This is a genomic window from Adhaeribacter soli, assembly GCF_008727925.1.
In the GTDB taxonomy this organism is placed as follows: Bacteria; Bacteroidota; Bacteroidia; order Cytophagales; family Hymenobacteraceae; genus Adhaeribacter_A; species Adhaeribacter_A soli.
Window position 1 is genome coordinate 33,306 of record NZ_VTWT01000005.1, and the last position, 22,900, is coordinate 56,205.

The 22,900-nt window shown below is 46.1% G+C and carries 16 protein-coding genes; 13 read left to right on the forward strand and 3 right to left on the reverse strand.

All coding sequences use genetic code 11. The features are described from left to right. The first annotated feature begins 119 nt into the window (after nucleotides 1–119). The 3 genes from pyrR to F0P94_RS09840 all read left to right on the forward strand — a co-directional run bounded on the left by pyrR (nucleotide 120) and on the right by F0P94_RS09840 (nucleotide 2,517). Nucleotides 120–671, forward strand: coding sequence for a bifunctional pyr operon transcriptional regulator/uracil phosphoribosyltransferase PyrR (pyrR, locus tag F0P94_RS09830; RefSeq protein WP_150903716.1), 552 nt, complete (start codon nucleotides 120–122; stop codon nucleotides 669–671). Between the two features lie 9 nt (nucleotides 672–680). After that, nucleotides 681–1,607: an aspartate carbamoyltransferase catalytic subunit gene (locus F0P94_RS09835; protein ID WP_150903717.1), complete on the forward strand. Its 927-nt coding sequence runs from the start codon at nucleotides 681–683 to the stop codon at nucleotides 1,605–1,607. Nucleotides 1,608–2,142: 535 nt separating this feature from the next. After that, nucleotides 2,143–2,517, forward strand: coding sequence for a hypothetical protein (locus F0P94_RS09840; RefSeq protein ID WP_150903718.1), 375 nt, complete (start codon nucleotides 2,143–2,145; stop codon nucleotides 2,515–2,517). 91 nt (nucleotides 2,518–2,608) lie between these two features. Here F0P94_RS09840 and F0P94_RS09845 read toward each other — a convergent pair whose 3' ends face one another. Further along, nucleotides 2,609–3,454, reverse strand: a complete 846-nt coding sequence (locus F0P94_RS09845; RefSeq protein ID WP_191906998.1) for a T9SS type A sorting domain-containing protein — start codon at nucleotides 3,452–3,454, stop codon at nucleotides 2,609–2,611. Between the two features lie 120 nt (nucleotides 3,455–3,574). Beyond that, complete coding sequence (locus F0P94_RS09850) at nucleotides 3,575–4,867, reverse strand: aminopeptidase P N-terminal domain-containing protein (protein WP_150903720.1); 1,293 nt, start codon at nucleotides 4,865–4,867, stop codon at nucleotides 3,575–3,577. A gap of 163 nt (nucleotides 4,868–5,030) precedes the next feature. Between F0P94_RS09850 and F0P94_RS09855 the strand changes: the two genes are divergently transcribed. From F0P94_RS09855 to F0P94_RS09875, 5 genes are all read left to right on the forward strand, one after another. Beyond that, complete coding sequence (locus F0P94_RS09855) at nucleotides 5,031–6,215, forward strand: glycosyltransferase family 4 protein (RefSeq protein ID WP_225307183.1); 1,185 nt, start codon at nucleotides 5,031–5,033, stop codon at nucleotides 6,213–6,215. A gap of 47 nt (nucleotides 6,216–6,262) precedes the next feature. After that, nucleotides 6,263–7,498, forward strand: a complete 1,236-nt coding sequence (locus F0P94_RS09860) for a M16 family metallopeptidase (protein ID WP_150903721.1) — start codon at nucleotides 6,263–6,265, stop codon at nucleotides 7,496–7,498. A gap of 23 nt (nucleotides 7,499–7,521) precedes the next feature. Beyond that, nucleotides 7,522–7,920, forward strand: a complete 399-nt coding sequence (locus F0P94_RS09865) for a lysozyme inhibitor LprI family protein (protein ID WP_150903722.1) — start codon at nucleotides 7,522–7,524, stop codon at nucleotides 7,918–7,920. A 61-nt stretch (nucleotides 7,921–7,981) separates the two neighbouring features. Further along, nucleotides 7,982–8,626, forward strand: coding sequence for an O-methyltransferase (locus F0P94_RS09870; protein ID WP_150903723.1), 645 nt, complete (start codon nucleotides 7,982–7,984; stop codon nucleotides 8,624–8,626). Between the two features lie 860 nt (nucleotides 8,627–9,486). After that, nucleotides 9,487–11,790, forward strand: coding sequence for a lytic transglycosylase domain-containing protein (locus F0P94_RS09875; RefSeq protein WP_150903724.1), 2,304 nt, complete (start codon nucleotides 9,487–9,489; stop codon nucleotides 11,788–11,790). A 238-nt stretch (nucleotides 11,791–12,028) separates the two neighbouring features. Here F0P94_RS09875 and F0P94_RS09880 read toward each other — a convergent pair whose 3' ends face one another. Further along, the gene (locus tag F0P94_RS09880) at nucleotides 12,029–13,366 is read right to left on the reverse strand and encodes an MFS transporter (RefSeq protein WP_225307184.1); all 1,338 of its coding nucleotides are present in this window, start codon (nucleotides 13,364–13,366) and stop codon (nucleotides 12,029–12,031) included. A 364-nt stretch (nucleotides 13,367–13,730) separates the two neighbouring features. On the opposite strand from F0P94_RS09880, the gene F0P94_RS09885 reads away from it, so the two are divergent. From F0P94_RS09885 to F0P94_RS09905, 5 genes are all read left to right on the forward strand, one after another. Then, the gene (locus F0P94_RS09885) at nucleotides 13,731–14,774 is read left to right on the forward strand and encodes a hypothetical protein (protein ID WP_150903725.1); all 1,044 of its coding nucleotides are present in this window, start codon (nucleotides 13,731–13,733) and stop codon (nucleotides 14,772–14,774) included. A gap of 116 nt (nucleotides 14,775–14,890) precedes the next feature. Further along, entirely contained in the window at nucleotides 14,891–15,157 is a 267-nt protein-coding gene (locus F0P94_RS09890) for a TFIIB-type zinc ribbon-containing protein (protein WP_150903726.1), read from the forward strand. A 168-nt stretch (nucleotides 15,158–15,325) separates the two neighbouring features. Continuing rightward, nucleotides 15,326–16,291, forward strand: coding sequence for a T9SS type A sorting domain-containing protein (locus F0P94_RS09895; protein ID WP_150903727.1), 966 nt, complete (start codon nucleotides 15,326–15,328; stop codon nucleotides 16,289–16,291). A 274-nt stretch (nucleotides 16,292–16,565) separates the two neighbouring features. Then, nucleotides 16,566–20,201 (forward strand): DNA polymerase III subunit alpha, encoded by a 3,636-nt coding sequence (gene dnaE / locus F0P94_RS09900; protein WP_150903728.1) that lies wholly within the window; start codon nucleotides 16,566–16,568, stop codon nucleotides 20,199–20,201. 171 nt (nucleotides 20,202–20,372) lie between these two features. Next, complete coding sequence (locus tag F0P94_RS09905) at nucleotides 20,373–22,829, forward strand: AAA family ATPase (protein ID WP_150903729.1); 2,457 nt, start codon at nucleotides 20,373–20,375, stop codon at nucleotides 22,827–22,829. The last annotated feature ends 71 nt before the right edge of the window (nucleotides 22,830–22,900 follow it).

The following is a 22,900-nucleotide window of genomic DNA, read 5'->3' on the forward strand; positions in this document are numbered from 1 at the left end:
GAAGTCTTTGAGACCTCACAGATTTTTATTTTACAAGCCCTTGGCTCCTCCCCTTTTCCGAAGCAGAAATTATTTGGCGGCAATAGGCAAAAACGTATCTTTGCACAACCGCTACCACTATGCAGAAACGCCTGATCGTACCCCACGCTTTGCTCCGGATCATGTTGCAGCGGCTGTGCCACCAGCTCATCGAGGCGCACGGCGATTTTTCCAATACTGTGCTAATCGGTCTGCAGCCCCGCGGCAAATTCCTGGCGCACCGGCTTCATAAACTGCTGCAGGAAATTACCGGCAAAAATATTCCGCTGGGTCTGCTCGATACCACTTTTTACCGCGACGATTTCCGCCGCCGCGAAAGCCCCCTGGCGGCCAATGCCACTTCCATCGATTTCCTGGTAGAAAACAAAAACGTGGTTTTAATAGACGATGTGCTGTTTACCGGCCGTTCGGTGCGGGCCGCTTTGGATGCCATGATTGCTTTTGGCCGGCCGGCGCACGTGGAATTGCTGGTACTTATAGACCGCCGTTACCAGCGCGACCTGCCCATTGAAGCCACTTACGTGGGGCAGCGCGTAAATTCCCTGGCTACCCAGAAAGTGCTGGTGGAATGGCAGAGCCCGGAAAGCGCCGAAGATGCCATCTGGCTTATTTCTAAAACCGAAGAAGTATAATTAAATAAAATGTCTCAGCTTAGCGTCCGCCACCTTTTAGGAATTAAAGATATTACCGAAGCCGATATTGAGCTTATTTTCCAGACCGCGGACCATTTTAAGGAAGTACTGAACCGGCCCATCAAGAAAGTTCCTTCGCTCCGCGACATTACCATTGCCAACGTTTTTTTCGAAGATTCTACCCGTACCCGTCTTTCCTTTGAACTGGCTGAAAAACGCCTTTCCGCTGATGTAATTAATTTTTCGGCCAGCGGCAGTTCGGTTAAAAAAGGCGAAACCCTGCTCGATACAGTAAACAACATTCTGGCCATGAAGGTGGACATGATCGTGATGCGCCACTCCAGCGTAGGCGCGCCGCACTTCCTTTCCCGCCACATTAAAGCCAACATCGTAAACGCCGGCGACGGCACCCACGAACACCCCACCCAGGCTTTATTAGACAGCTTTTCCATCAGAGAGAAATTAGGCGACCTGGCCAGGAAAAAAGTAGCCATTATCGGCGATATCCTGCATTCGCGGGTGGCTTTGAGTAATATTTTTGCCTTGCAGAAACTGGGCGCCGAAGTAATGGTTTGCGGCCCAAGTACCCTGATTCCGCGCTACATCGGTGAACTGGGTGTGAAAGTAGAACACAACGTGCGCAAAGCCCTGGAATGGTGCGATGTGGCCAACGTGCTCCGGATTCAATTAGAACGCCAGCAAGGCAAGTTTTTTCCTTCGTTGCGGGAATATACGCTCTACTACGGCATCGATAAAAAAATGCTCGACAGCCTGAACAAAGAGATCGTACTCATGCACCCCGGCCCGATAAACCGTGGCGTGGAACTAAGCTCCGACGCTGCCGATTCTGGTCATTCCATTATCCTGGATCAGGTAGAAAACGGCGTAGCCGTGCGCATGGCAGTGCTTTATTTGCTTGCTTCCGCAAAAGGGTAAAGCTGAAATATTTCCGGCTGCTTCTTACAGGAAGATCTTACGAAAGCAATTTGCTGCAAATCAGGCCAGGAAGTTTACCCTGGCTTTTTTGTATTATTTACTACCATTTTTTTCTTCTGCTTTACGGGTGACCTATTGGTACATCTCGCTCAAATCCTAAATTGGTTAATTCCATTTGCGGACCGGATCCGGCTTAAATCCAATACGTCTGCCAGCAAACCAGCACTTCCAACCCGGTAGCACTACAAATTGATTTGAATAAGATGCATTGCCCTTTTTTGTCATTCCGGAAGGAACTTGTGGGTTCAATGCTCTAGCGTACAAGTTTCTTCCGGAATGACAAGATTGGTAGTTTAAAGGAATTTTAAAAACCTGAGTAGGCGGCACCTTGGGCGGACCTTAGCCCAATCCCCCGCTCAAAAAGCGTTTATCGTTTTATCTAACTGGCTTCTAACAATTTATTTTCTAATTATCAGGATAATTTTTCCGGAAGCCTCGTATATAAAAAGAAGGTTAAGACGGAAGGGGGACAGGTATGACAGACTATGAACTAAAAATCAGAACCCAGGAATTGCTGCATCAGGGTAAAATTGAGGAAGCCCTGCAATTCATCTTTGACAGCTACAAAGAAGCGCATCCGGAGGCAAAGAATGTTTCCCTGTACCGCGACAAAGTTTGCTACAAGATCAGGAATGAATTTTCGGGAAAATCGGAGGAAGAAAAACGAAATGCAAAACTGCTGGTATACGCCCTGATGACGGTTTTCGGGCATTCGGAAGGTGAAACGGCTTTTAACCTGGTATTGCTTTTAATGCACCTGCTGCACCGCAGCCAAGCAGGTCCGGTTAGCGAGGCAATGGAGTTAATAAAGCTGGAAAGAGCTTCAAACAACCTGAATATGGCGTCCTGATTCAATTCTAACCAGAAGTTAACAAAATAAAAAAACCGGCCGCTGAATTCCTTTCAGCGGCCGGTTTTTTTATTGAATATTGGTATCGTTTTTACTCTTTGATAAAACGGCTAACGCTTAAACCCGCTGCCTGCTGCACTTTTATCAGGTAAATACCTGCCGGCAAATTGTCGATCTGAAGCTCTGCCATTGTCAATCCTTTATCCAGGGCTCGCGAAAGGACGGTGCGTCCGGCCAAGTCGGTAATGGTAAGTTCCGTAGCATTTCTCAGACCGTTGAGGGTTAACGAGGTAGTGGCAGGGTTCGGATATACGCTTAGCAGGTGCTTTTGCTTTTCAGCTCCTACTCCGGAAACAGCGGTAAAATCGAGGCGAATGTTGGCCAGGGCGTCGCTGGGTGCAAGATTGGTAGTGGAAGTGATGGGCGTTAAGGAGCTGAGGCGCCGGCTGGCATTGCCGGAAACAAAACCATAGGCATACCGCTGGGAATTATCAATGTGGCCGCCGTTGCGGAAGAAAAGCAGCTGCAAATTACCCGTATTATTGTACTGAAAAGGCGTTTGCAAAGCCACTTCCATCCAGCCGGCAGCAGCATTGTTCGTAAAACTCCCCTTGAACACCCGGGTGTAACCGGTAGTATCAAAAGTTCCGGCCGAGAAAACGGTATTAGGCGTAAGCTTCAGGTAGATCTTCACGTTTTCGATGGGTGCCACCGAAGCGCCGGCATTTTTAAAGAAAGCGATGCGCGTAATGGTGCCGGCCTGGTTGATCCGGGATTGCGGGTAGATCATTTCATTAGCCGAATAGGGCTTGCTAATATCTACCGGAGCCATGGCAGAGTTATCGGTTCCGTTGGTAATGGTAACCTGCTGCGCCTGCGCCGTTATGGAACCCGAAAACAGGGCCGCCAGCATTAAGATTTGTAGTTTTTTAAGCATAGTAGTAAAGATTTGGTTCAATTGGTAAAAGTGTATAAAAGTCTGAAATTGGTACATGGCACAAAAAAAGCAGCCCGGTTTGCAGGCTGCTTTTCAAAGCAAAAACATAGCGTTTTTTTCTTATTTTTCAGCCATTAGTCTTTCAATGTCGTCGGCTTCCAGCGGAATGTTTTTCATCAGATCTACCGGGCCATTTTTGGTTACCAGGAAGTCGTTCTCCAGGCGGATGCCCAGGCCTTCCTCGCGGATGTAGATGCCCGGTTCACAGGTAAACACCATGCCTTCTTCGAACGGCCGGAATTTGTTGCCTACGTCGTGCACGTCTAACCCTAAGAAGTGGGAAGTGCCGTGCATGAAGTATTTCTTGTAAAGCGGCCGGTCCGGATCCTGGTTTTTCACGTCGTTTTCGTTCAGCAAGCCCAGTTTTATGAGTTCGTGCTCCATTACCGTGCCTACGAATTTATGGTATACATCCAGGGTATTGCCTACTACCAGCATGTTGCTGGCTAGTTTCATTACGTTCAGCACGGCGTTGTACACATCGCGCTGGCGTGGGGTGAATTTTCCGTTTACCGGTACCGAACGACTCAGGTCAGAAGCGTAATTGGCATATTCCGCCCCGAAATCCATCAGGATCACGTCGCCGTCTTTGCATTCCTGGTCGTTGTCTACGTAGTGCAGAATGCAGGCATTGGCGCCGGAAGCAATAATGGAGCCGTAAGCCGGTCCGCGGGAACGGTTGCGCAGGAACTCGTGGTAAAGTTCGGCTTCGATCTCGTATTCCATCACGCCCGATTTAATAAACTTCAATAGGCGACGGAAAGCTTTTTCGGTAATGTCACAGGCTTTCTGGATCTGCTCGATCTCGTAAGGCGATTTAATGGCCCGGAGGTGATGCATGATCGGGGTGCTGCGCATGTAGTTGTGCAGCGGGTACATATCTTTGCACCATTTTACAAAGCGCGAATCACGGGTTTCCACTTCAATTACGGCCCGAAGGTGCTCGTTCGAGTTCAGGTAAACGTTCTCGGCTTCGGCCATTAAGGAGTTGAAAATCGATTTGAATTCGTGGGTCCAGAGCACGGTTCTGATGCCGGAAACCTGGGTTGCCTGTTCTTTGGTAAGCTTGTAGCCTTCCCAGGTCAGAATTAAATCGGAAGTTTCGCGCACGAAAAGCACTTCTTTAAAACGAGGATCTTTCGACTCCGGGAACAACAACAGAATGCTTTCTTCCTGATCGATGCCGCTTAAATAAAACAGGTCGTTATTCTGCCGGAAGGGCATGGTGCCGTCGGCATTGGTAGGCATTACATCGTTGGAATTGAAGACCGCGATGGAGCAGGGTTTTAACTGCTTTATAAAGTTGGCGCGGTTCTGAATGTAGAGTTCCGGGTTTATAGGCGCGTATTTCATGGTTTTTTTACGGGTTCAGCGGGGCTTGCTTTTGAACAAAAACTGTGCGGCCCCGGCGTAGCAAGTTCGTAATTTTGAACGAAAAAGCAGCACATTTATTGAAAAATCGGCCTTGCCCCTGTAATTGTTTTTAATTTAAATCCTTCGGCCGGAAGCTGTACCTTTGCCTTCCACTTTTAATTTAGTTCAGGCAATGCGCATTGGCTACGACGCGAAACGGGCATTTAATAATACTTCCGGATTGGGAAATTACAGCCGCTTTGTAATTTCTTCCATGATCGGGCTTTTTCCGGAAAATAGCTACCGTTTGTTTACGCCCCGGCAGAACCACCACTTCCGCAACTTTTTCCCAAAGAATGCCGGCGTTGCGGTTATTGAGCCCCGCGGCCTGAATGCCCGCCTGCCCGGTTTCTGGCGCGTGTTCAATCAATTATCGGATCTGAAGCGGCAGGAGGTAGAACTGTTTCATGGCCTGAGCAACGAACTACCGATTGGCCTGCAGAAAGCCGGAATTAAAAGCGTAGTCACCATTCACGACCTGATCTTTCTGCGTTTTCCGGAACTCTATAAGCCCATTGACCGGCTTATATACAAGCGCAAATTTGCCACCGCCTGTAAACAGGCCGACTGCATTATAGCCATCAGCGAGCAAACCAAATCCGATATCGTTCAGTATTTCGGAACCGAATCCAATAAGATCGAGGTAATTTACCAGGATTGCGACCCGGCTTTTCAGCAGCCTCTGGCCCCGGAATTTCTTGCCGAAGTGAAACGAAAATTTGCCCTGCCGGAAAAATACCTGCTTTGCGTGGGCACCCTGGAAAAACGCAAAAATCAACTGCATCTACTCAAAGCCTGGCACCAGTCGGGCACGGCCCTGGAACTGGTATTTGTGGGCCGAACCACCCCCTACGCGCAGGAACTTCACGCTTATATTGCTCAACATCAGCTTAGCGAAAAGGTGCATTTCCTGCCTTATGTGCCTTTCCAGGAACTTCCGGCCATTTACCGTGCTGCTACCTTATTTGCGTATCCGTCGGTTTTTGAAGGCTTTGGCATACCCATTTTAGAAGCGCTGAATTGCGAAGTGCCCGTAATTACCTCTACCGGCTCGTGCTTTGCCGAAGCCGGCGGCAACGCGGCCTTTTATGTAGCGCCAAACGATCTGAACGGCTTGCAAGCGGCCATTGCCCGCATTGGCGCAGACGAAAGCCTGCAAGCGGAAATGAAGAAAAAAGGATTGGTACACGCACATAAATTCAGGCCGGAAAATACCATTATCCAGTTGCATGAACTTTACCGGCGGGTACTGGAGGGAAATTCAACAAATCGGCCTTTTAACCGTTAAGGATTAAAATTTTGTAACTTTGCTTTCCATTTTCTGAAATAATATTAATGCCGGAATATCACATCCATACGCTGCCCAACGGCATCCGTATTCTTCATAAACAAGTACTTCACACCAAAATTGCGCACAGCGGTTTTACCTTAGACATTGGCTCCCGCGACGAAAATGAAAGTCAGCTGGGCCTCGCGCATTTCTGGGAGCACATGGCCTTTAAAGGCACCGAAAAGCGGAAGGCCTTTCACATTATTAACCGCCTGGAATCGGTGGGTGGTGAACTAAACGCGTATACTACCAAGGAAAAGATCTGCTTCTATGCTTCCATTCTGGATGCACATTTCGAAAAGGCCTTCGAATTACTGACTGATATTACGTTTCATTCGGTTTTCCCGGAAAAAGAGATCGAAAAAGAGCGCGGGGTGATCCTGGAAGAAATGTCCATGTACCTCGATAATCCCGAAGATGCCATTGTAGATGAATTCGATTCGGTAATTTTCCCGAACCATTCGCTGGGCAATAATATTTTAGGTACCACCGAAAGCGTCTCCCGTTTCCACAAAGCCGATTTTTTTGAATTCCTAAGCCAGAACCTTAGTACCGACCGCCTGATCTTTGCTTCCGTTAGCAACCTGCCTTTTGAGAAAGTGGTAAGACTGGCGGAAAAATACCTCGCTCCTATTCCGGCTAAAATTCAGCAACGGAACCGTACGCCTTTCCACCAATACAAACCGCAAATCCTTACGCTGCAAAAGCCCATTAACCAGGCGCATTGCATGATCGGGGCTCCGGCTTACGGACTTTCTGACCCTAAAAGAATACCCTTTTTCATGCTTTCGAACCTGATCGGTGGGCCGGGCATGAACTCGCGCCTGAACCTGGCGGTACGCGAGAAGTATGGCCTGGTGTACACCATCGATGCTTCTTACACGGCTTATGTCGATACGGGCTTATTCAATATTTACTTCGGTACCGAGAAAAAACAGCTGGCCCGCACCACCGATCTGGTATTAAAAGAGCTTAAAAAACTCCGTGAAAAACCACTTACGGCCACGCAACTGCACAACACCCAATCGCAACTAATGGGACAGCTGGCCATGGCCGAGGAAAGCAATATCGGTTACATGATGATGATGGGCAAAAGCATGCTCGACCTGAACCGCATCGATACCCTGAACGAAATTTTCGACCAGATCAAAAACACCACCGCCGCCGACCTGCAGGACATCGCCAACGAAATCCTGGCCGAAGACAAGCTGAGCTTTCTGAATTATGTGCCGGTTAAATGATTTGAAAATTTGGAGATTTGAAGATGAGAAAATACTTGATTGCCGTATTTTTCTTTCTTTGGAACTCTTTTGCCAAGGGGCAAAACTTATCAGTTTTAAATAATCTGGATGAAAAATACCAGAAGTGTCTGGACGCCGAAAATAAAATGCTCTTATGTTCTCAGCAATATTATTTACGAATCGACAGCTTATTGAATGTAGTTTATAGAAACTACAGAGTTACTTTAACTGACAAACAAAAACAAAACCTGAAATCGGAACAATTAAAATGGCTTTCATATCGGGATAATTATTTTAAGAAAGTTGAAAATGAGTTAAAATCAGAAAGAGCTGGCAGGGATGCTCAAATGATTGCAATAGACGATAAGGCTCAATTTGTTAGAGAAAGAGTAATATATTTCATAAACAAACTTAACCACTAAGAACCTGTTAGTATTAACCATTTTCAAATTTTCACATCTCCAAATTTCCAAATCGTAAAAAATGGAATTCCTCGACGAAGAACTGCAGCAATATTGCGACGACCATACCAGTCCGGAACCGGAACTGCTGAAGAAACTGAACCGCGAAACGCACGCCAAGGTGATGATGCCGCGCATGCTGTCCGGGCATTTGCAGGGCCGAACGCTGGCTATGTTTTCGCAAATGTTACGGCCGCAGCAGATTCTGGAAATTGGTACGTACACCGGCTATTCCGGTATTTGCCTGGCCGAAGGGTTAGCCGAGAACGGGACGCTCCACACCATCGATATTAATGATGAACTCGAAGACATGGTGCGGCGCTATTTTCAGGAAGCTGGTCTGGAAAATAAAGTAAACTACTACTTAGGAAACGCACTGGAAATTATTCCAACCCTTAACCAGACCTTCGATTTGGTTTTCATCGATGCCGATAAAATAAACTACAGCCACTACTTCGACCTGGTAATTGACAAAGTGCGCCCCGGTGGTTTCATCATTGCCGACAATGTGCTCTGGAGCGGAAAAGTGCTGGAGAAATTCCGCAAAAAACTCGACAAAGACACCGAAGCGCTCCTGCATTTCAACCAAAAAGTGCAGGATGATGAGCGGGTTGAAAATGTGTTGCTGCCGATCCGCGACGGTTTGCTGGTGATTCGGAAAAAGTGACCCCAACCCAACCCTCCCCTAATTCAGGGGAGGGAGTTTTTGGGATCAGGATTTTCAGGATTAAAGGATTTTCAGGACAATTGTCTGAATCAGGATCAGAATTTACAGAATTATAGAATTTGCAGAATTTGCCTTTTCTCACATGTACGGACAGGGCTTGACCTGTCCCACGCATATCGCCAGCGCAGCGCCCCCGAAAACCACGTTAGCAGATAAAAAACTAAACTAAATAGAAAGCCAACTCGGAGGCAAACTGACACCAGTTTCTGTGAGAGCGGCCTCCAAGCTTACCGGTGCAGAGGAACGAGGCAGCCCGGTAGGGCAGGTAAGGTTGCAGCCGCGAACGCAGAAACGAAGCCACCCGGCTTGAGGGAGAAAGTTTGTTAAGAGTTGAAAGCTATGTGTTAAAAATTAAAGCCAATTTGAAAACGCTACACATTAAGGCAAAAACGTAATATTAAACTCCCTTCAAACCGATAAGAACTATCCTTTCGTCGAAAGGACGGAAAAAACGTTACCCATCCAACCTAAAAAACCACAAACCCTCCCCTTCCCCTCAAATTGCAATATCCCTTTAAGCACTTTTCCGAACACAACAGCATTCTAAAACAAAACCAAAACCTAAGTCCTTACTTTCCTGAATATTGCCTTTCCCGGCTTGCAGCAAGGCTTTAAGGCCGGTTGTGGAAAACGTGTAGATAAATTGTAGAGAATTAATCTGCTTCAAAATTTAAATTCAAATTTAAAATCCGGTATTTTGTCAACATGCCTTAAAATGGCGGCAGTTTACCTGGCAGAACCATTGCTTCTTCAGTACAGGAAACTACCCTTTTCGGGCGTTAACTCTTACCACTTTAAGTATGAAAAAGTATCTGGTAATTCTGGTTAGTCTGGTAGTTTCTACCGTGCAGGCGCAACAAATTCTGGTGCCCGACAACGTTTATTTTGCCGACATTCACCTGACAATCGACAAGAATGCGCGTGCCAGGATCCAGCAGAACGTAGATGCCCTGCTCAAGCACCCGGTTTATTTCCAGCAGAAAGTGGACCGCGCCGATACATATTTCCCCATTATTGAACGCGAGTTCCGCAAGGCTGGCCTGCCCGACGATTTCAAATTCCTGGCCATTCAGGAAAGCGGCCTGGTTTCGGATGCTATTTCTACTTCTAAGGCGGAAGGCTTCTGGCAGTTCAAACGCGAAACGGCTACCGATTTCGGCCTGGCCGTGAACCCGAACGTAGACGAACGCCGCCACATTATTGAAGCCTCGCGCGGCGCGGCCAAATACTTTCTTCAGAGCAATGCCTATTACAAAAACTGGGTGAATACCATGGTTTCGTACTACATGGGCTTTACCGGCGCCAAGGCCTATGCCCGTCCCGGCGATGCCGATAGCAAAGACATGTTGGTTACGGACAAGACCCACGTTTATTTCCTGACTTTTTTAGCCCATAAAATAGCGTTCGAGAATTTCGTAGGTAAAAATCCGCAACCTGCTATTACCCTTCGCGAACTCCGCGCCAATCCGGGGCAGAGCCTGGGCGAAATTGCGCTGGCCAACCAGACCGATCCGGTGGAAGTGGAAAGGTATAACCGCTGGTTGCTGGGCGGCACCATTCCAGCCGATAAAGAATATACCGTTATTATTCCGGTTGCCAATGCTATGGCTTCTACGGTAATGGTAGCGGGCAATTCCCAGGAGCTGGCTCCTACCATTATTGTAAATAAAACGCTGAACAACGATAAGAATCCGGAGTTTGCTACCATGAACGGCCTGAAAGTAATCGTTGCTCAGGCCGGCGATACCAAAGACAAACTGGCCCTGCAGGCCCGGATGTCTACGAAGAAATTCCTGCGTTTAAACGACCTGTACAGCTTCGACCAGATCGTTCCGGGCAAAGTGTATTACCTGGAAAAGAAAAAGACCCGTGCGAATGTAGAATACCATACCGCGCAAAACGGCGAAACACTCCTCGACATTGCCCAGATGTACGGCATGCGCCTGAAAGCCATTCTGAGCAAAAACCGGATGAAGAAAAACGAAGCCCTGGTTGCCGGCCGCGTGCTCTGGCTGCAGAAAACCCGTCCGGCCAGCGTAGCGGTAGAATACCGCCGACTCGATACCACGCCGCTTCCGCCGAAAACGCCGCAACCGCTTCAAACTGAAACCATAGCCCAGAACGGCACCAAAAAATCTTCCGAAACCCTGGCCGATATTAAAGATGTAGCTTCCAACACCCTGCAGAAAGCCGGCGCCGCCCTGCAGATCCCGGAAAGACGTCCGCAGGTAGCCCAGGTGGGCGGCGATGTGTTCGAAGAAACCATCGAGCTGAATCCGAAAGCTGCAACCGTTCCTGCCGAAGAAGACGACGATGATGATTCTGAAACGGTTCTGAAAACGGAATACGAACTGGCTAAACTGAATGCTCCGGCAGCCCAAACCAGTGAGGCTTCCATAGTTACTCCTGTTGCTACCGAAACCGTTACAACTACCACTACTTCACCTGCTTCCACCCCGGTAACGCCCGTTGCTGAACCGGTGGAAAGCCGGGCCGCTGCACCAAAAACTACTGAAAAACCGGCAGCTCTTTACCCGAAAACCGTAGCCAAAACTCCGGAAAAAGTAACCCAAGCGCCGAAACCAGCTGAGCCGGTTGAAAGCGTTGAAGTTGTAGAAACGGTTGAAAAGCCGAAAGTTGTATTACGCGAGCCCGTTACCGAACCGGCTAAAAAAACCGTAACCGTTCCGGTAAATAAACCGGCCAAAGAAACCGTATCGGCAAAACCGGCATCGCATAAAGTTGCCAAAGGCGAAACGCTTTACAGCATTTCCAAAAAATACAACGTAAGCCCTTCCGACCTCAAATACTGGAACTCCTTAGGCGAAAAACCTCTGGCAATTGGTCAGGAGCTGAAAGTTTCCGGCGAGCCGCAACCGGTAATGCCAGTGCTTACCGTAACCGGAACCGACCAACCCGTAGCTGAAGGTACGGTCGTAAACATTACCCACAAAGTAGGCGAAGGCGAAAGCATGTACCAGATCTCCCGCAAATACGGCGTAAGCATCAAGGAAATCATGGAATGGAACAACAAATCCGATTTCAACGTGAGCGCCGGCGATGAATTAACGATCCGTTCCCGTCCGGGCAACAGCCGGAATTGATTCAATTAGAAATTAAAAATTAGGAATTAGAAATGGCTGGTTTGATGACCGGCCATTTTTTTTGCGTTTTTAGGTGGAATTGGTAGGCAGGTTTTTGATTTTGGAAATTTCAGACCCGGTGCCCGGTAAAAACGCCCTGGTAGAGACGCCCTTTAGGGCGTCTCTACGATTCCAAACGATCCATTCGATCCCATTCTATTCCAAAACGATCCCATGCAATCCCGGCCACCGCACCAAATCATTGTTCCCTGGGCGGGGTGGTCAGCGCATCGGCGGTTTGCAGGCCTGTGGCTACCTGGGGAATGATGCCCAATCGTTCATAGATCGGTTTTACCATAAGGCGCATTTTGGGTAACTGAAGGGCAAACGGGATAATGGCAGCCAGGCACAAAATACCGCAAATAAACAGCGTGTAATTCACGCCTACCAGATCGGCCAATGCCCCGGAAAGCAAACTACCGAAGGGTGCCATTCCCAGGAATGCCATGGAATAGAAACTCATCACGCGGCCGCGTTTGTCGTCGTCTACAATGGTTTGCAGAATGGTGTTGCTGCTGGCCATTTGCACGATCATGCCGAAACCGGTAAACAGCATGCAGAACAGCGACAACGCCATGATGCGGGAAAACGAAAAAGCGATCAGGCCCGCGCCCAGCAAAACCGTAGCCCGCACTATGATATTCCCCAAGCCCATTACCGATTTCCGTTGCGCCAGAAACAAGGCTCCCGTTAGGGCTCCTATTCCGGAAGCGCCCATCAGAAAGCCCATGGTATTGGCATTGCTGTGCAACACGTCGCGGGCAAAAACCGGCATGAGAACCGTAAGCGGCATGGCAAATAAACTGATGGAAGCAATAAGCAGAATGATACTCCTGATCGGCGGAAAACCGAACGCATATGTAAATCCTTCCTTCAAACTATGGAACACCGGCAATTGCTTTTTCTCTGAAATAATAGGTGTGGTTTTAATGGCCAGCAGCGAACCCAAAACTGCAATATAACTCACCGCATTCCCCAGGAAGCACATCCCCTCGCCTACCGCCGCAATTACCAGACCAGCCACCGACGGACCAACCAGCCGCGCCATATTGAACATGGAAGAATTCAGCGCAATGGCGTTGCTGATATCTTTGCGGTCGTCGATGAGCTCAATTACAAACGATTGCCGCGCCGAAATATCGAAGGCGTTAATGATGCCCATGAAAACGCTTAAGGCAATAATGATGGGAACGGTAATATGATCGGTTAAAACCAAAGCTGCCAGCGTGGAAGCCTGAATTAAGGACAAGGTTTGGGTGGCCAAGAGAATGCGGTGTTTGTTCCTCCGGTCGGAAACCACGCCGGCAAAAGGCCCCAGCAAAAAAGACGGGATCTGGCTCGCAAAACCTAAAATACCCAGCAGGAAAACCGAATCCGTAAGTCGGTAAACAAGCCAGCTCAGCGCTACTTGCTGCATCCAGGTACCGATGAGCGAAACGCCCTGGCCCATAAAAAACAAACGGTAATTCCTATACTTTAAGGCCCGGAACATGGCGCTGATTTTCGATTCCGGAGCGGGGGTTGCAAGGTCTGGCATGAACTGAATTTCTGAAACGACTTCTCAACTTACGAAAATCCAGCGGTTTGGTGACCCTGAGTTTTCTGATTAAAAAATATAGCCTTTTGCCGGGTACCGGTACACCTCGCCGCAAGATATGCTACCTGCAATTGCTAATTTCCAGGAAACAAACTACTGCCCGATCAATTTAATTTATAGCATTTATTTGACGGGATTTGCAATCCCGTCTTAACCGAGCCGTGGGATTTGTAATCCCACTTGCTAAAAATTAAGTTGGCGGAACACTACTTCGGTTCTGAACAGGCAATGAATAAAGGGCAATCTGTTGAGCACATTTCCGGAAAAAGCCCTAATATTAACCTGCCGAAAAGCTTTTTAGAAAATGCCGCTGAACAGTACCCCTAACTTACGCACCCTTGTTTGTGTTTACCTTTTTTCCCTCGGACTCATTATCGGAAGTGCGTATACCATGTATGTGCATTTCGATTTTTCGCATTCCGTAGATACCAAAAGCTATTTAAAAATGGCGCAAGGCGATTTTAACGTAACCGTTACCCACCGTTACCGGGTTATTATTCCCGCTCTGGCGGCAGCAGTAGCCTGGCCCCTGGAACAGATTTACACCGGTATCTGGCCCGCCCGCGCCGAAACCCTCTGGCCCTTGCGCTTAGGTTTTTTCCTGGTGAACAGCACCTTGCTTGCCCTAGTAGGTTTAATTTTATGCCGGACCTGCCAACTTTACGGCGCCACTTTCTGGTCTTCCGTTATTGCCATCACTGCCGTGCTTACCAGCCGCTGGGCCGTTTACACTGCCGGTCTCCCTTTGATTGACAGCCTGTATTTACTCGTATTTGCCCTGGCCATTTACGGAATAAAAGCGCGTTCCAAATGGGCATTGGTGTTCTGCATTCTTATTGGCCCACATGCCAAGGAAAGCTTTATTTTCCTGGCGCCGCTACTGTTCTTCTTCGGCAAAAACGCCTTGTCCCGCCCCTGGCAGGTCCTCCTTTTTGTTGCTTCCGCAATTCTGGCCTATAGTGTCCGTTACCTGATCGACCAGCAGATACAGGTAGAGCAAACGCAAAGCATCAACAACGCCCTGAACCACTTCAACAACATTCTTATCTCCATCCGGCGGGTATTTTCGCCCAAAGGCATAGGCGAAGTTTTCAGTGTTTTCGGCATTTTCACCCTGGTCATTTTTGCGGGTTTACTGGGGGGAAAAGCTGCCCGCCAAACCTGGCTCAGAAACCTCGACGCCCCGCTTTTCTGGCTATTGGTAATAGTCCTGATCCACGCGCTGCTTTCTTCCGATATCGGCCGGATGAGTTATTTATCGGCACCAGCCTTTGCGGTTGCCTGCGCGCTTATCCTGGACCGCCACCCGTTTTTCAGCTTTTTATCCGGGAAAGAGATTACCGGCTAATACTAAACTAGCTTTAAGACGCGTTATTCCCGGACTGAAACTTCATTCAGATTTTAATACAGGAGCTGCCCGCTTCCTGACTTATTCTTCACCCACCACCAAACGGAAACCAAATTATGAAATGCCCTTCCTGCAATGAAACGCTGTTAATGAGCGAAAAGAACGGAGTTGAAATTGATTACTGCCCGAAATGCCGCGGCATCTGGCTGGACCGGGGCGAACTGGAAAAGATCATGGAACGCTCCGGCGAACATTATTCCAAACGCGAAAACTACGATTCCGATTACAAACGCTACGGCTACGACGATTATAAAAAAGGCCACCACGGCCAGCATCCGCACAAAAAGAAGAAATCTTTTTTAGATGATTTCTTTGACTTTTAAGCTGGAGACCCAACCATTTTTGAAACGCCGCTTCTTTTCGGGAGCGGCGTTTTTATTTTGTTGTAGTTAGAAATGAAGAAGCAGTCTATGGGTTCATAGTTTTTAAAGACAAAACAATAGCATTTGTTATCAAAAACTTTTACATTACTGAACCCTAACATCAGAACTATGAATCATAAATTGGCTATAAACCCCGGAACAAAGAAGCCAAAATTCCCTGGTATTCATTTTATTGCAATTATTATTTGCTCGTTTTGTTGTTCTATTCAAAATCTTCAGGCCCAAAGTTATGTTCAAGTTCCTGTTTCCGGAGGTGTTTCAGCGCCTGTTACTACTCCCCCCAATTTCACTTCTTTTGGACCGTTTGCGCAATTAAATATCCGCGCGGCCATGCTTTATAAAGCCTCAGAAATGAGTCACTTTCCTGTTTCCTACCCTTTAACCTCCCTGGCCTTCAAATTAAATGGCTCAGTTTACGGTCAAGGAACCACAGGCTATTTTAAAATTTACTTAATTCCAACTACAGATACGGTATATAACCTAGGTACAGATTGGGATACAATTATGCTACATCCAAATCTTACAAAGATCGGCGATTACCATCACTTGATGTATTATCAGCTTTCCGGTTATATGGATTATCCGTTGACATCTCCATACTATTTTAATTCCGGCGAAGGATTTTACTTGCTGTATGAATGGGAAAGCCAAATATTGGCCGTAGTAAGTCCTCCTTTTGAATGCAATACTGACTTAATCAATGGTTACTATCAGGGAACAAATAATTCTCATAATCCGCAAACGGCACCAACGACATTAAACCAAATTGGTAACTATCGGCATGTGCTGCGGTTAGGGTATAATGGTCCAACTGGAATATCAGAAATGAATTCCAATAACGCCGTAAATGTATTTCCCAATCCGGCCCATGAAATCTTGAATGTTGACCTAAGTATGCTAAAAAATACAGCAACTCAGTTAACCCTTCGGGATTTAACTGGAAAAGTAGTTAAAATGGAAAGCCTGAAAAACAAACAAAATCAAATCAGCCTAACAGGTATAACGCCTGGCATTTATTCTCTTCATTTGGCCTCAAGTTCTGAAACGAAAGTCCAACGAATTATTATCAAATAAGCGTTTATGAAATTTATAACGAAAGGCAGGCAATTAAAGGCTTGCCTTTCTTATTTTCTCCCGAACCCTTCCCCCAAAAACCGTGTTCTAAGATCACGCCAAACCGCCGCCTTTTCCATTTCCAAAAGCGGCCGATTTTGCGTAATTTTAAGGTTCAGAAATGCAGGAAGTCCACCAAAACCTAACCGTTTAAACGCTATGGTTTTAGCCCAAAAAGTGCTTTCCCGCATTTCTAATTTCTAATTTCTAATTTTGAATTTCTAATTAAAAGAAAGTGCCAGATTTCAGCCACCTTCATTGCCATACCCAGTATTCCCTCCTCGACGGCCAGGCCAGCATCAGCGCGCTCATGAAAAAAGCGCAGGCCGACGGCATGAAAGCCGTTGCCATGACCGACCACGGCAACATGTTCGGGGCCTTCAACTTCGTGGCCGAAGCGAATAAATATAACGTGAAGCCAATTGTGGGTTGCGAATTTTACCTCGTAGCCGACCGGCATCAGAAATCCTTCAGCAAAGAGCAGAAAGACGTGCGCCACCACCAGTTGCTGCTCGCCAAAGACCAGGAAGGCTACCAGAACCTGGCCAAGCTATGCTCCATGAGCTACATCGAAGGTCTGTACTCCAAATGGCCGCGCATCGATAAGGAACTGCTGCAGCAATATTCCAAAGGCTTAATTGCCACCAGCTGCTGCATTGGCGCGGAAGTGCCGCAGGCCATTCTCTGGAAAAGCGAAGAAGAAGCCGAGGCAATTTTCAAGTGGTGGCTCGATTTGTTCGGCGAAGATTATTACATCGAAATTCAGCGCCACGGCCTGATGGATATTGACGGCACCGGCAAAAGCCAGGAAGACATTAACCAGGTGCTGCTGAAGTGGAGCAAGAAATACAACGTGCCGGTTATTGCCACCAACGATTCGCATTACGTGGATCAACAGGACTGGAACGCCCACGACATTCTGCTTTGCGTGAACACCGGCGAAAACGTGAGCGTACCCGTTGGCGATTTCCAGACCAAATATTTCCGCTGCCTTACTTCCGACAACCAGGTAATCTACGACCACCTCGACAACATCGAGAACCGTTATTCGCGCGACGAAAACGTGCGCCGCGAGCTTTTCCGCATTCAGGAAGAAATGCAGAAACCGCGTCCGCAAAGCCGTTTCGGTTTCCCCAACGACCAGTTCTTTTTCAAGACCCAGGCCGAAATGAACGAACTGTTCAAAGACGTGCCCCAAGCCATCGATTACACGAACGAAATTGTCGATAAAATTACCCCTCCAAAGCTGAAGCGCGACATTTTACTTCCGAACTTCCCGCTTCCGCCGGAACACCCAACTGCCGATGCTTTTTTGCGCCACTTAACCTTTGAGGGCGCCAAGAAACGCTACGGCGAAATCACGCCCGAAATTGAAGAACGCCTCGATTACGAACTCCGCATCATTGAGACGATGGGCTTTGCCGGTTACTTCCTCATTACCCAGGATTTCATTAATAAAGGCCGTGATATGGGTGTAATGGTTGGTCCGGGCCGGGGCTCGGCAGCGGGTTCGGCGGCAGCGTATTGCATCGGAATCACCAACATTGACCCGATCAAGTATTCCCTCCTTTTTGAGCGTTTCCTGAATCCGGAACGGGTTTCCATGCCCGATATTGATATTGACTTCGACGACGTGAACCGCCAGCGCGTGATCGATTACGTGGTAGATAAATACGGAAAAACGCAGGTAGCCCAGATCATCACCTTCGGTACCATGGCGGCCAAATCTTCCATTAAAGACGTGGCCCGAAGCATTGAACTGCCGCTGAACGAAGCGAACGAACTGGCTAAACTGGTTCCGGATGCGCCGGGAACGACCTTAGCCAAAGCTTTCGCGGAAGTGCCGGAACTGCAAACCATTCGCGGCGGCTCCGACCTGAAAGCCAAGGTGTTGCAATTGGCCGAGCGTCTGGAAGGTTCGGTACGGAACACCGGTATTCACGCGGCCGGCGTAATCATCGCGCCCGACGACATTACCAAGTACATTCCGGTTTCCACGTCCAAAGATTCCGACCTGCTGGTTACGCAGTTCGATGGCAAGGTGATTGAAAGTGCGGGCATGCTGAAGATGGACTTTTTAGGGCTCAAAACCCTGACCATCATCAAAGATGCAATGGCGCTCATTAAGAAATTGCACAACGTAGACATCGACATCGATAACATCCCGATGGACGACCTGAAAACCTACGAACTTTACCAGCGCGGCGAAACCATCGGTACGTTCCAGTTCGAGTCCGAAGGGATGCGGATGTACCTCAAAGATCTTCAGCCGACTAACATTGAAGATCTGATCGCGATGAACGCCCTTTACCGGCCGGGCCCGATGCAGTTCATCCCGAACTTCATTAACCGGAAGCACGGCCGCGAAGAAGTGGAATATCCGCACGACCTCCTTGAACCGATCCTGAATTACAGCCAGGGCATTATGGTGTACCAGGAGCAGATCATGCAGACGGCCCAGATCCTGGCCGGTTACTCCTTAGGCGGTGCCGACTTACTCCGTCGCGCGATGGGTAAGAAGGATATGAAAAAGATGGCCGAGGAACGCGAAAAGTTCATCAAAGGCGCCGGCGAAATTCATAAAATTCCGGCCAAGAAAGCGTCCGAAGTTTTCGACGTGATGGAGAAATTCGCCCAGTACGGCTTTAACCGGTCGCACTCGGCGGCTTACTCGGTGGTGGCTTACCAGACCGGCTACCTGAAGGCGCATTACCCGGCCGAATACATGGCGGCGGTGCTTACCAACAACATGAACGACATCAAAAAGGTGACGTTCTTTATTGAGGAAGCGCGCAAGCAAGGCGTTCAGGTACTTGGCCCGGACGTAAACGAATCGGATTTCAAATTCAACGTGAACTCCGAAGGCCAGATCCGTTTTGGTTTGGGCGCTGTGAAAGGAACCGGCGAAGCGGCCGTAGAAGCCATCTTAAGCGAACGCGAAAAGAACGGGCCGTACAAAGATATTTTCGACTTTGCGAAGCGCGTAAATTTGCGGGCCGTGAACAAGAAAACCTTCGAAAGCGTGGCCCAGGCCGGCGGTTTCGATTCGTTTGAAAAATACCACCGCGCGCAATACATCGATGTTGCCGAAGGCGAAAGCATAAACTTAATTGAAAAAGCCGTTCGTTTTGGTAACCAGTACCAGGCGGAATTAGGCGCTGCGCAGCAATCGCTGTTTGGTGGCGGCACGGTAGAAATGCCGCTGCCGCGCGTACCCGATATGCCGGAATGGACCCAGAACGAAAAACTGCGCCGTGAAAAAGAAGTGGTAGGTTTCTACATGTCGGGCCACCCGCTCGACCAGTTTGCGCTGGAGATAGAATCGTACTGCACTTGCGGCGTAGACCGGATCGAAGAATTCAAGAACCGCGATATTTCCGTGGCCGGCATGATCTCGAACGTGCAGATCCGTACGGCGGCCAAATCGGGCAACCCGTTCGCGCTGTTCAACCTTGAAGATTACGATTCTTCGTTACCAATGGCTTTGTTCGGGGAAGATTACCTGAAATATGCGTCGTATCTGCGGGAAGGCATGTACGTGTTTATCCGGGGCAAAGTAACGCTGCGCTACAAAACCGAAGACCAGTGGGAACTAAAACCAACCAGCATCCAGCTGCTCGGCGACATCACCGAAAAAATGGCCAACGGCGTGCGCCTGGATATGGATATTCGTCTGGTAACTTCCGAAGCAATTGACCGGCTGGAAATGGCCTTGCAAGCTTGTCCGGGGCAGAAGAAGTTTGAGTTGCAGTTAACGTCGCCGGAGGAAAGGCTGGCGGTGGAGTTGTTTTCACGGAAGTATCGGATCGAGCCGAAAGCATTTATTCAGCATTTGAAGGGTAGCGAGTTGGGGACTTATAAGTTGATTTAAAGGGAAAAACTAAAATAAAAAAGCCTGTCTTTAAAAGACAGGCTTTTTTATTTTATATCCATCACGCCTTGTTAATGCCAAATATTTCAGTAATCTTGAAACCGGATATTATATGTTGGTTATAGGGAAGAAAGGAGTTTATAAATAAGGACTTAAAGACATTTAAAGTATATGATTACTTCAATCAACAAATTAGAAAATTTTGGTTGCTATGAGAAATACATCCATAATGCAACTGATATTCCTGATTTTGGTAAGGTAAATATAATATACGGTAATAATGGTAGTGGAAAAACAACACTTAGCAATCTCTTCTACTTACTTTCTAAACATTGTAAAGAAAAACAAACTGTCTTCAAAGAATATATTGAAGAGGGTAGCTCTATAGAATTAGCCGCAAAAGATGGAAAGATAACTGAGAAAAATGTCCTAGAAAAAAATCTTGATTTATATGTTTTTAATTCAAAATTTATCTCTGATCACGTCTTTAATGGAAATACTGCCAATATTGAATCCTTTTCATCTGATATAAAGCTAACGAACGAAGAAATAAATATTATTGATAAAAGATTACAAGTATTAACACATAGACAATCAAAAATTCAAAGCTGGCAAAATAAATTAGATGAAAGTCTATCCAAGTGCTGGGATAAACAAAGTAAAGTTTTTCAAAAGAAAATTAATAATGCCCGATTAACTAATCTCAAACCCCAAAATACTGACTATTCATCAGAGGCATATTCTAAATTAGAACAGGAATTAACTGAACTCTACCGTAATTACGAGAAGAAGAGCAAAGAGCAATTGACTATTGAGAGGTACGAAAACCTTAACTTAGAAATTGAGGAAATCAGAATTTTAGATATTGATATTCAAGGCATTAAAGTCCTTCTACAAAAATCCATTAAAACTGAAGCTAAGGACAAATTAAAAGGCAGAATCAATGATTTCCAAAAACTTGTTAATACCAACAACTATTCTAATGTAATTTCTGACCTAAATAGTTGGTATAGAACTGGTGGGAGACTTTTATTTTTATCCCAGAGAGATGATAAAACATGCCCATTATGTTTTTCCGATTTGTCAGAAACTATTGATGATGCAGTAGATAGTTTTGTTAATTACTTCAGTGATGAGGTAGTTAAAGCTCACGAGCAAATTGATTCGCTCTTAAATAAACTAGATTCCTTAATTAACGGAAAAGTAGTAGAAAGGAATAACTCAAAGCTTTCAACTGTAAAAGACACTTGCAATGGCTTAGGAGTTAGTTTTGAATATGATGAAAGAAGTGATACAACAAAATTAAATAAGCAATTACTAGATTTAAGTAAAACTCTAAAAGAGAAAAAGTTAAATATAGAAAAACTAATAATATTAACCGTATCTGAATACCAACTGATCGAAGATTATAATTTAGAAGTTTCTAGAATTAAAAATGAAATAGGAAAAGGCATTGAAAAAGAGCTAAAAGTATTAGGCAAAAAAACTTTACAGGAAATCACGAATGATATAAAAGCTAAACTAAAAAAGACTGTAATTATTGAATACAATTTACCTGAGAATAATATATTTTCATTAAAAAAGGAATCAAATGCTAAAATAGCAGCCATCCTTGCTAATTTAAGTTCCATAATTATTTCCCAAATTTCTACTCTTCAAATTAAAAGGGCTGAAGAAATTTCTAAACTTAATGCAGAGTCTAAATATGTAAATATTTATTTAAGTCATTTAGGGATAAATCACTTTAGTATTTACAAAGAAGATAAAGATTTGGATAATGTCATTATCACCTTTTCAAAAACCGGAAAAAAGAAAACGAAGCTATCCCACTCACTTAGCGAAGGGGAGAAAACGGCTTTAGCTTTTGCTTATTTTATAAGCAAAATAAGGGTGGAAAGAATTGAGAGTAATGATATAGATTATAATAAATGTATAGTTGTAATCGATGATCCAATTTCAAGTCTTGACGATAACAGACTATTCCAAACAGCTAATCTTATTGAATCCTTCTTTTTCTATAATAGCGCTACGGATAATCAGATTTGTCAATTGTTTCTTTTTAGCCACAACCTTACTTTCCTAAAATATATTTATACTGCCCTTAAAACAAACGATTCACTTAAAAAAGAAATTAAGGAATATTGTTTATATTATGAAAATCCAAAAATCAGAAAAATTCCATCTAGCTTAAAAAATTTCACTAACACCTACCTGGTGAAGCTAAAGAATATAATTGATTTTAAAGAAAACAAAGTTGAATATGATACTGCAAAAAACTATCTCCCAAACTTTATAAGAATAGTTTTAGAAACCTTTCTCTCCTTCAAATTAGCTTTAGTTGACGACGGTAATAAAATGCCTGGCTTATCGTATTTAATTAATACTATGGTAAAAGAACTTAATGAAATAGAAGACAAAACCATCGATAATATTAATAAAGAAGGTTTAATAGCGAGGTTAAATTATTTACGAAAGATTTCTGATCATGAATCACATGGAAATATTTCAAGAGCAGAAGGATTTAATTTTATTTCTGAAGATGAATTAAAACAATTCACAAAGTATACTCTTCAAACAATTGGCTACATTGATAGCTTGCATTTTAGAAGAGCGAAAAGTCACACCTAATTTCATTAGCCCTGCCACCGCTTTTTTGGACATATCCCTACATCAAAACCTTACTTCCAATCCCGCAAAAC

Coding starts and splice junctions, on each gene's coding strand:
- F0P94_RS09870 (WP_150903723.1), top strand. CDS start 7,982: ATGGAATTCCTCGACGAAGAACTGCAGCAATATTGCGACGACCATACC.
- pyrR (WP_150903716.1), top strand. CDS start 120: ATGCAGAAACGCCTGATCGTACCCCACGCTTTGCTCCGGATCATGTTG.
- F0P94_RS09860 (WP_150903721.1), top strand. CDS start 6,263: ATGCCGGAATATCACATCCATACGCTGCCCAACGGCATCCGTATTCTT.
- F0P94_RS09840 (WP_150903718.1), top strand. CDS start 2,143: ATGACAGACTATGAACTAAAAATCAGAACCCAGGAATTGCTGCATCAG.
- F0P94_RS09905 (WP_150903729.1), top strand. CDS start 20,373: ATGATTACTTCAATCAACAAATTAGAAAATTTTGGTTGCTATGAGAAA.
- F0P94_RS09880 (WP_225307184.1), bottom strand. CDS start 13,366: ATGCCAGACCTTGCAACCCCCGCTCCGGAATCGAAAATCAGCGCCATG.
- F0P94_RS09885 (WP_150903725.1), top strand. CDS start 13,731: ATGCCGCTGAACAGTACCCCTAACTTACGCACCCTTGTTTGTGTTTAC.
- F0P94_RS09890 (WP_150903726.1), top strand. CDS start 14,891: ATGAAATGCCCTTCCTGCAATGAAACGCTGTTAATGAGCGAAAAGAAC.
- F0P94_RS09865 (WP_150903722.1), top strand. CDS start 7,522: ATGAGAAAATACTTGATTGCCGTATTTTTCTTTCTTTGGAACTCTTTT.
- F0P94_RS09850 (WP_150903720.1), bottom strand. CDS start 4,867: ATGAAATACGCGCCTATAAACCCGGAACTCTACATTCAGAACCGCGCC.
- F0P94_RS09895 (WP_150903727.1), top strand. CDS start 15,326: ATGAATCATAAATTGGCTATAAACCCCGGAACAAAGAAGCCAAAATTC.
- F0P94_RS09875 (WP_150903724.1), top strand. CDS start 9,487: ATGAAAAAGTATCTGGTAATTCTGGTTAGTCTGGTAGTTTCTACCGTG.
- F0P94_RS09845 (WP_191906998.1), bottom strand. CDS start 3,454: ATGCTTAAAAAACTACAAATCTTAATGCTGGCGGCCCTGTTTTCGGGT.
- F0P94_RS09835 (WP_150903717.1), top strand. CDS start 681: ATGTCTCAGCTTAGCGTCCGCCACCTTTTAGGAATTAAAGATATTACC.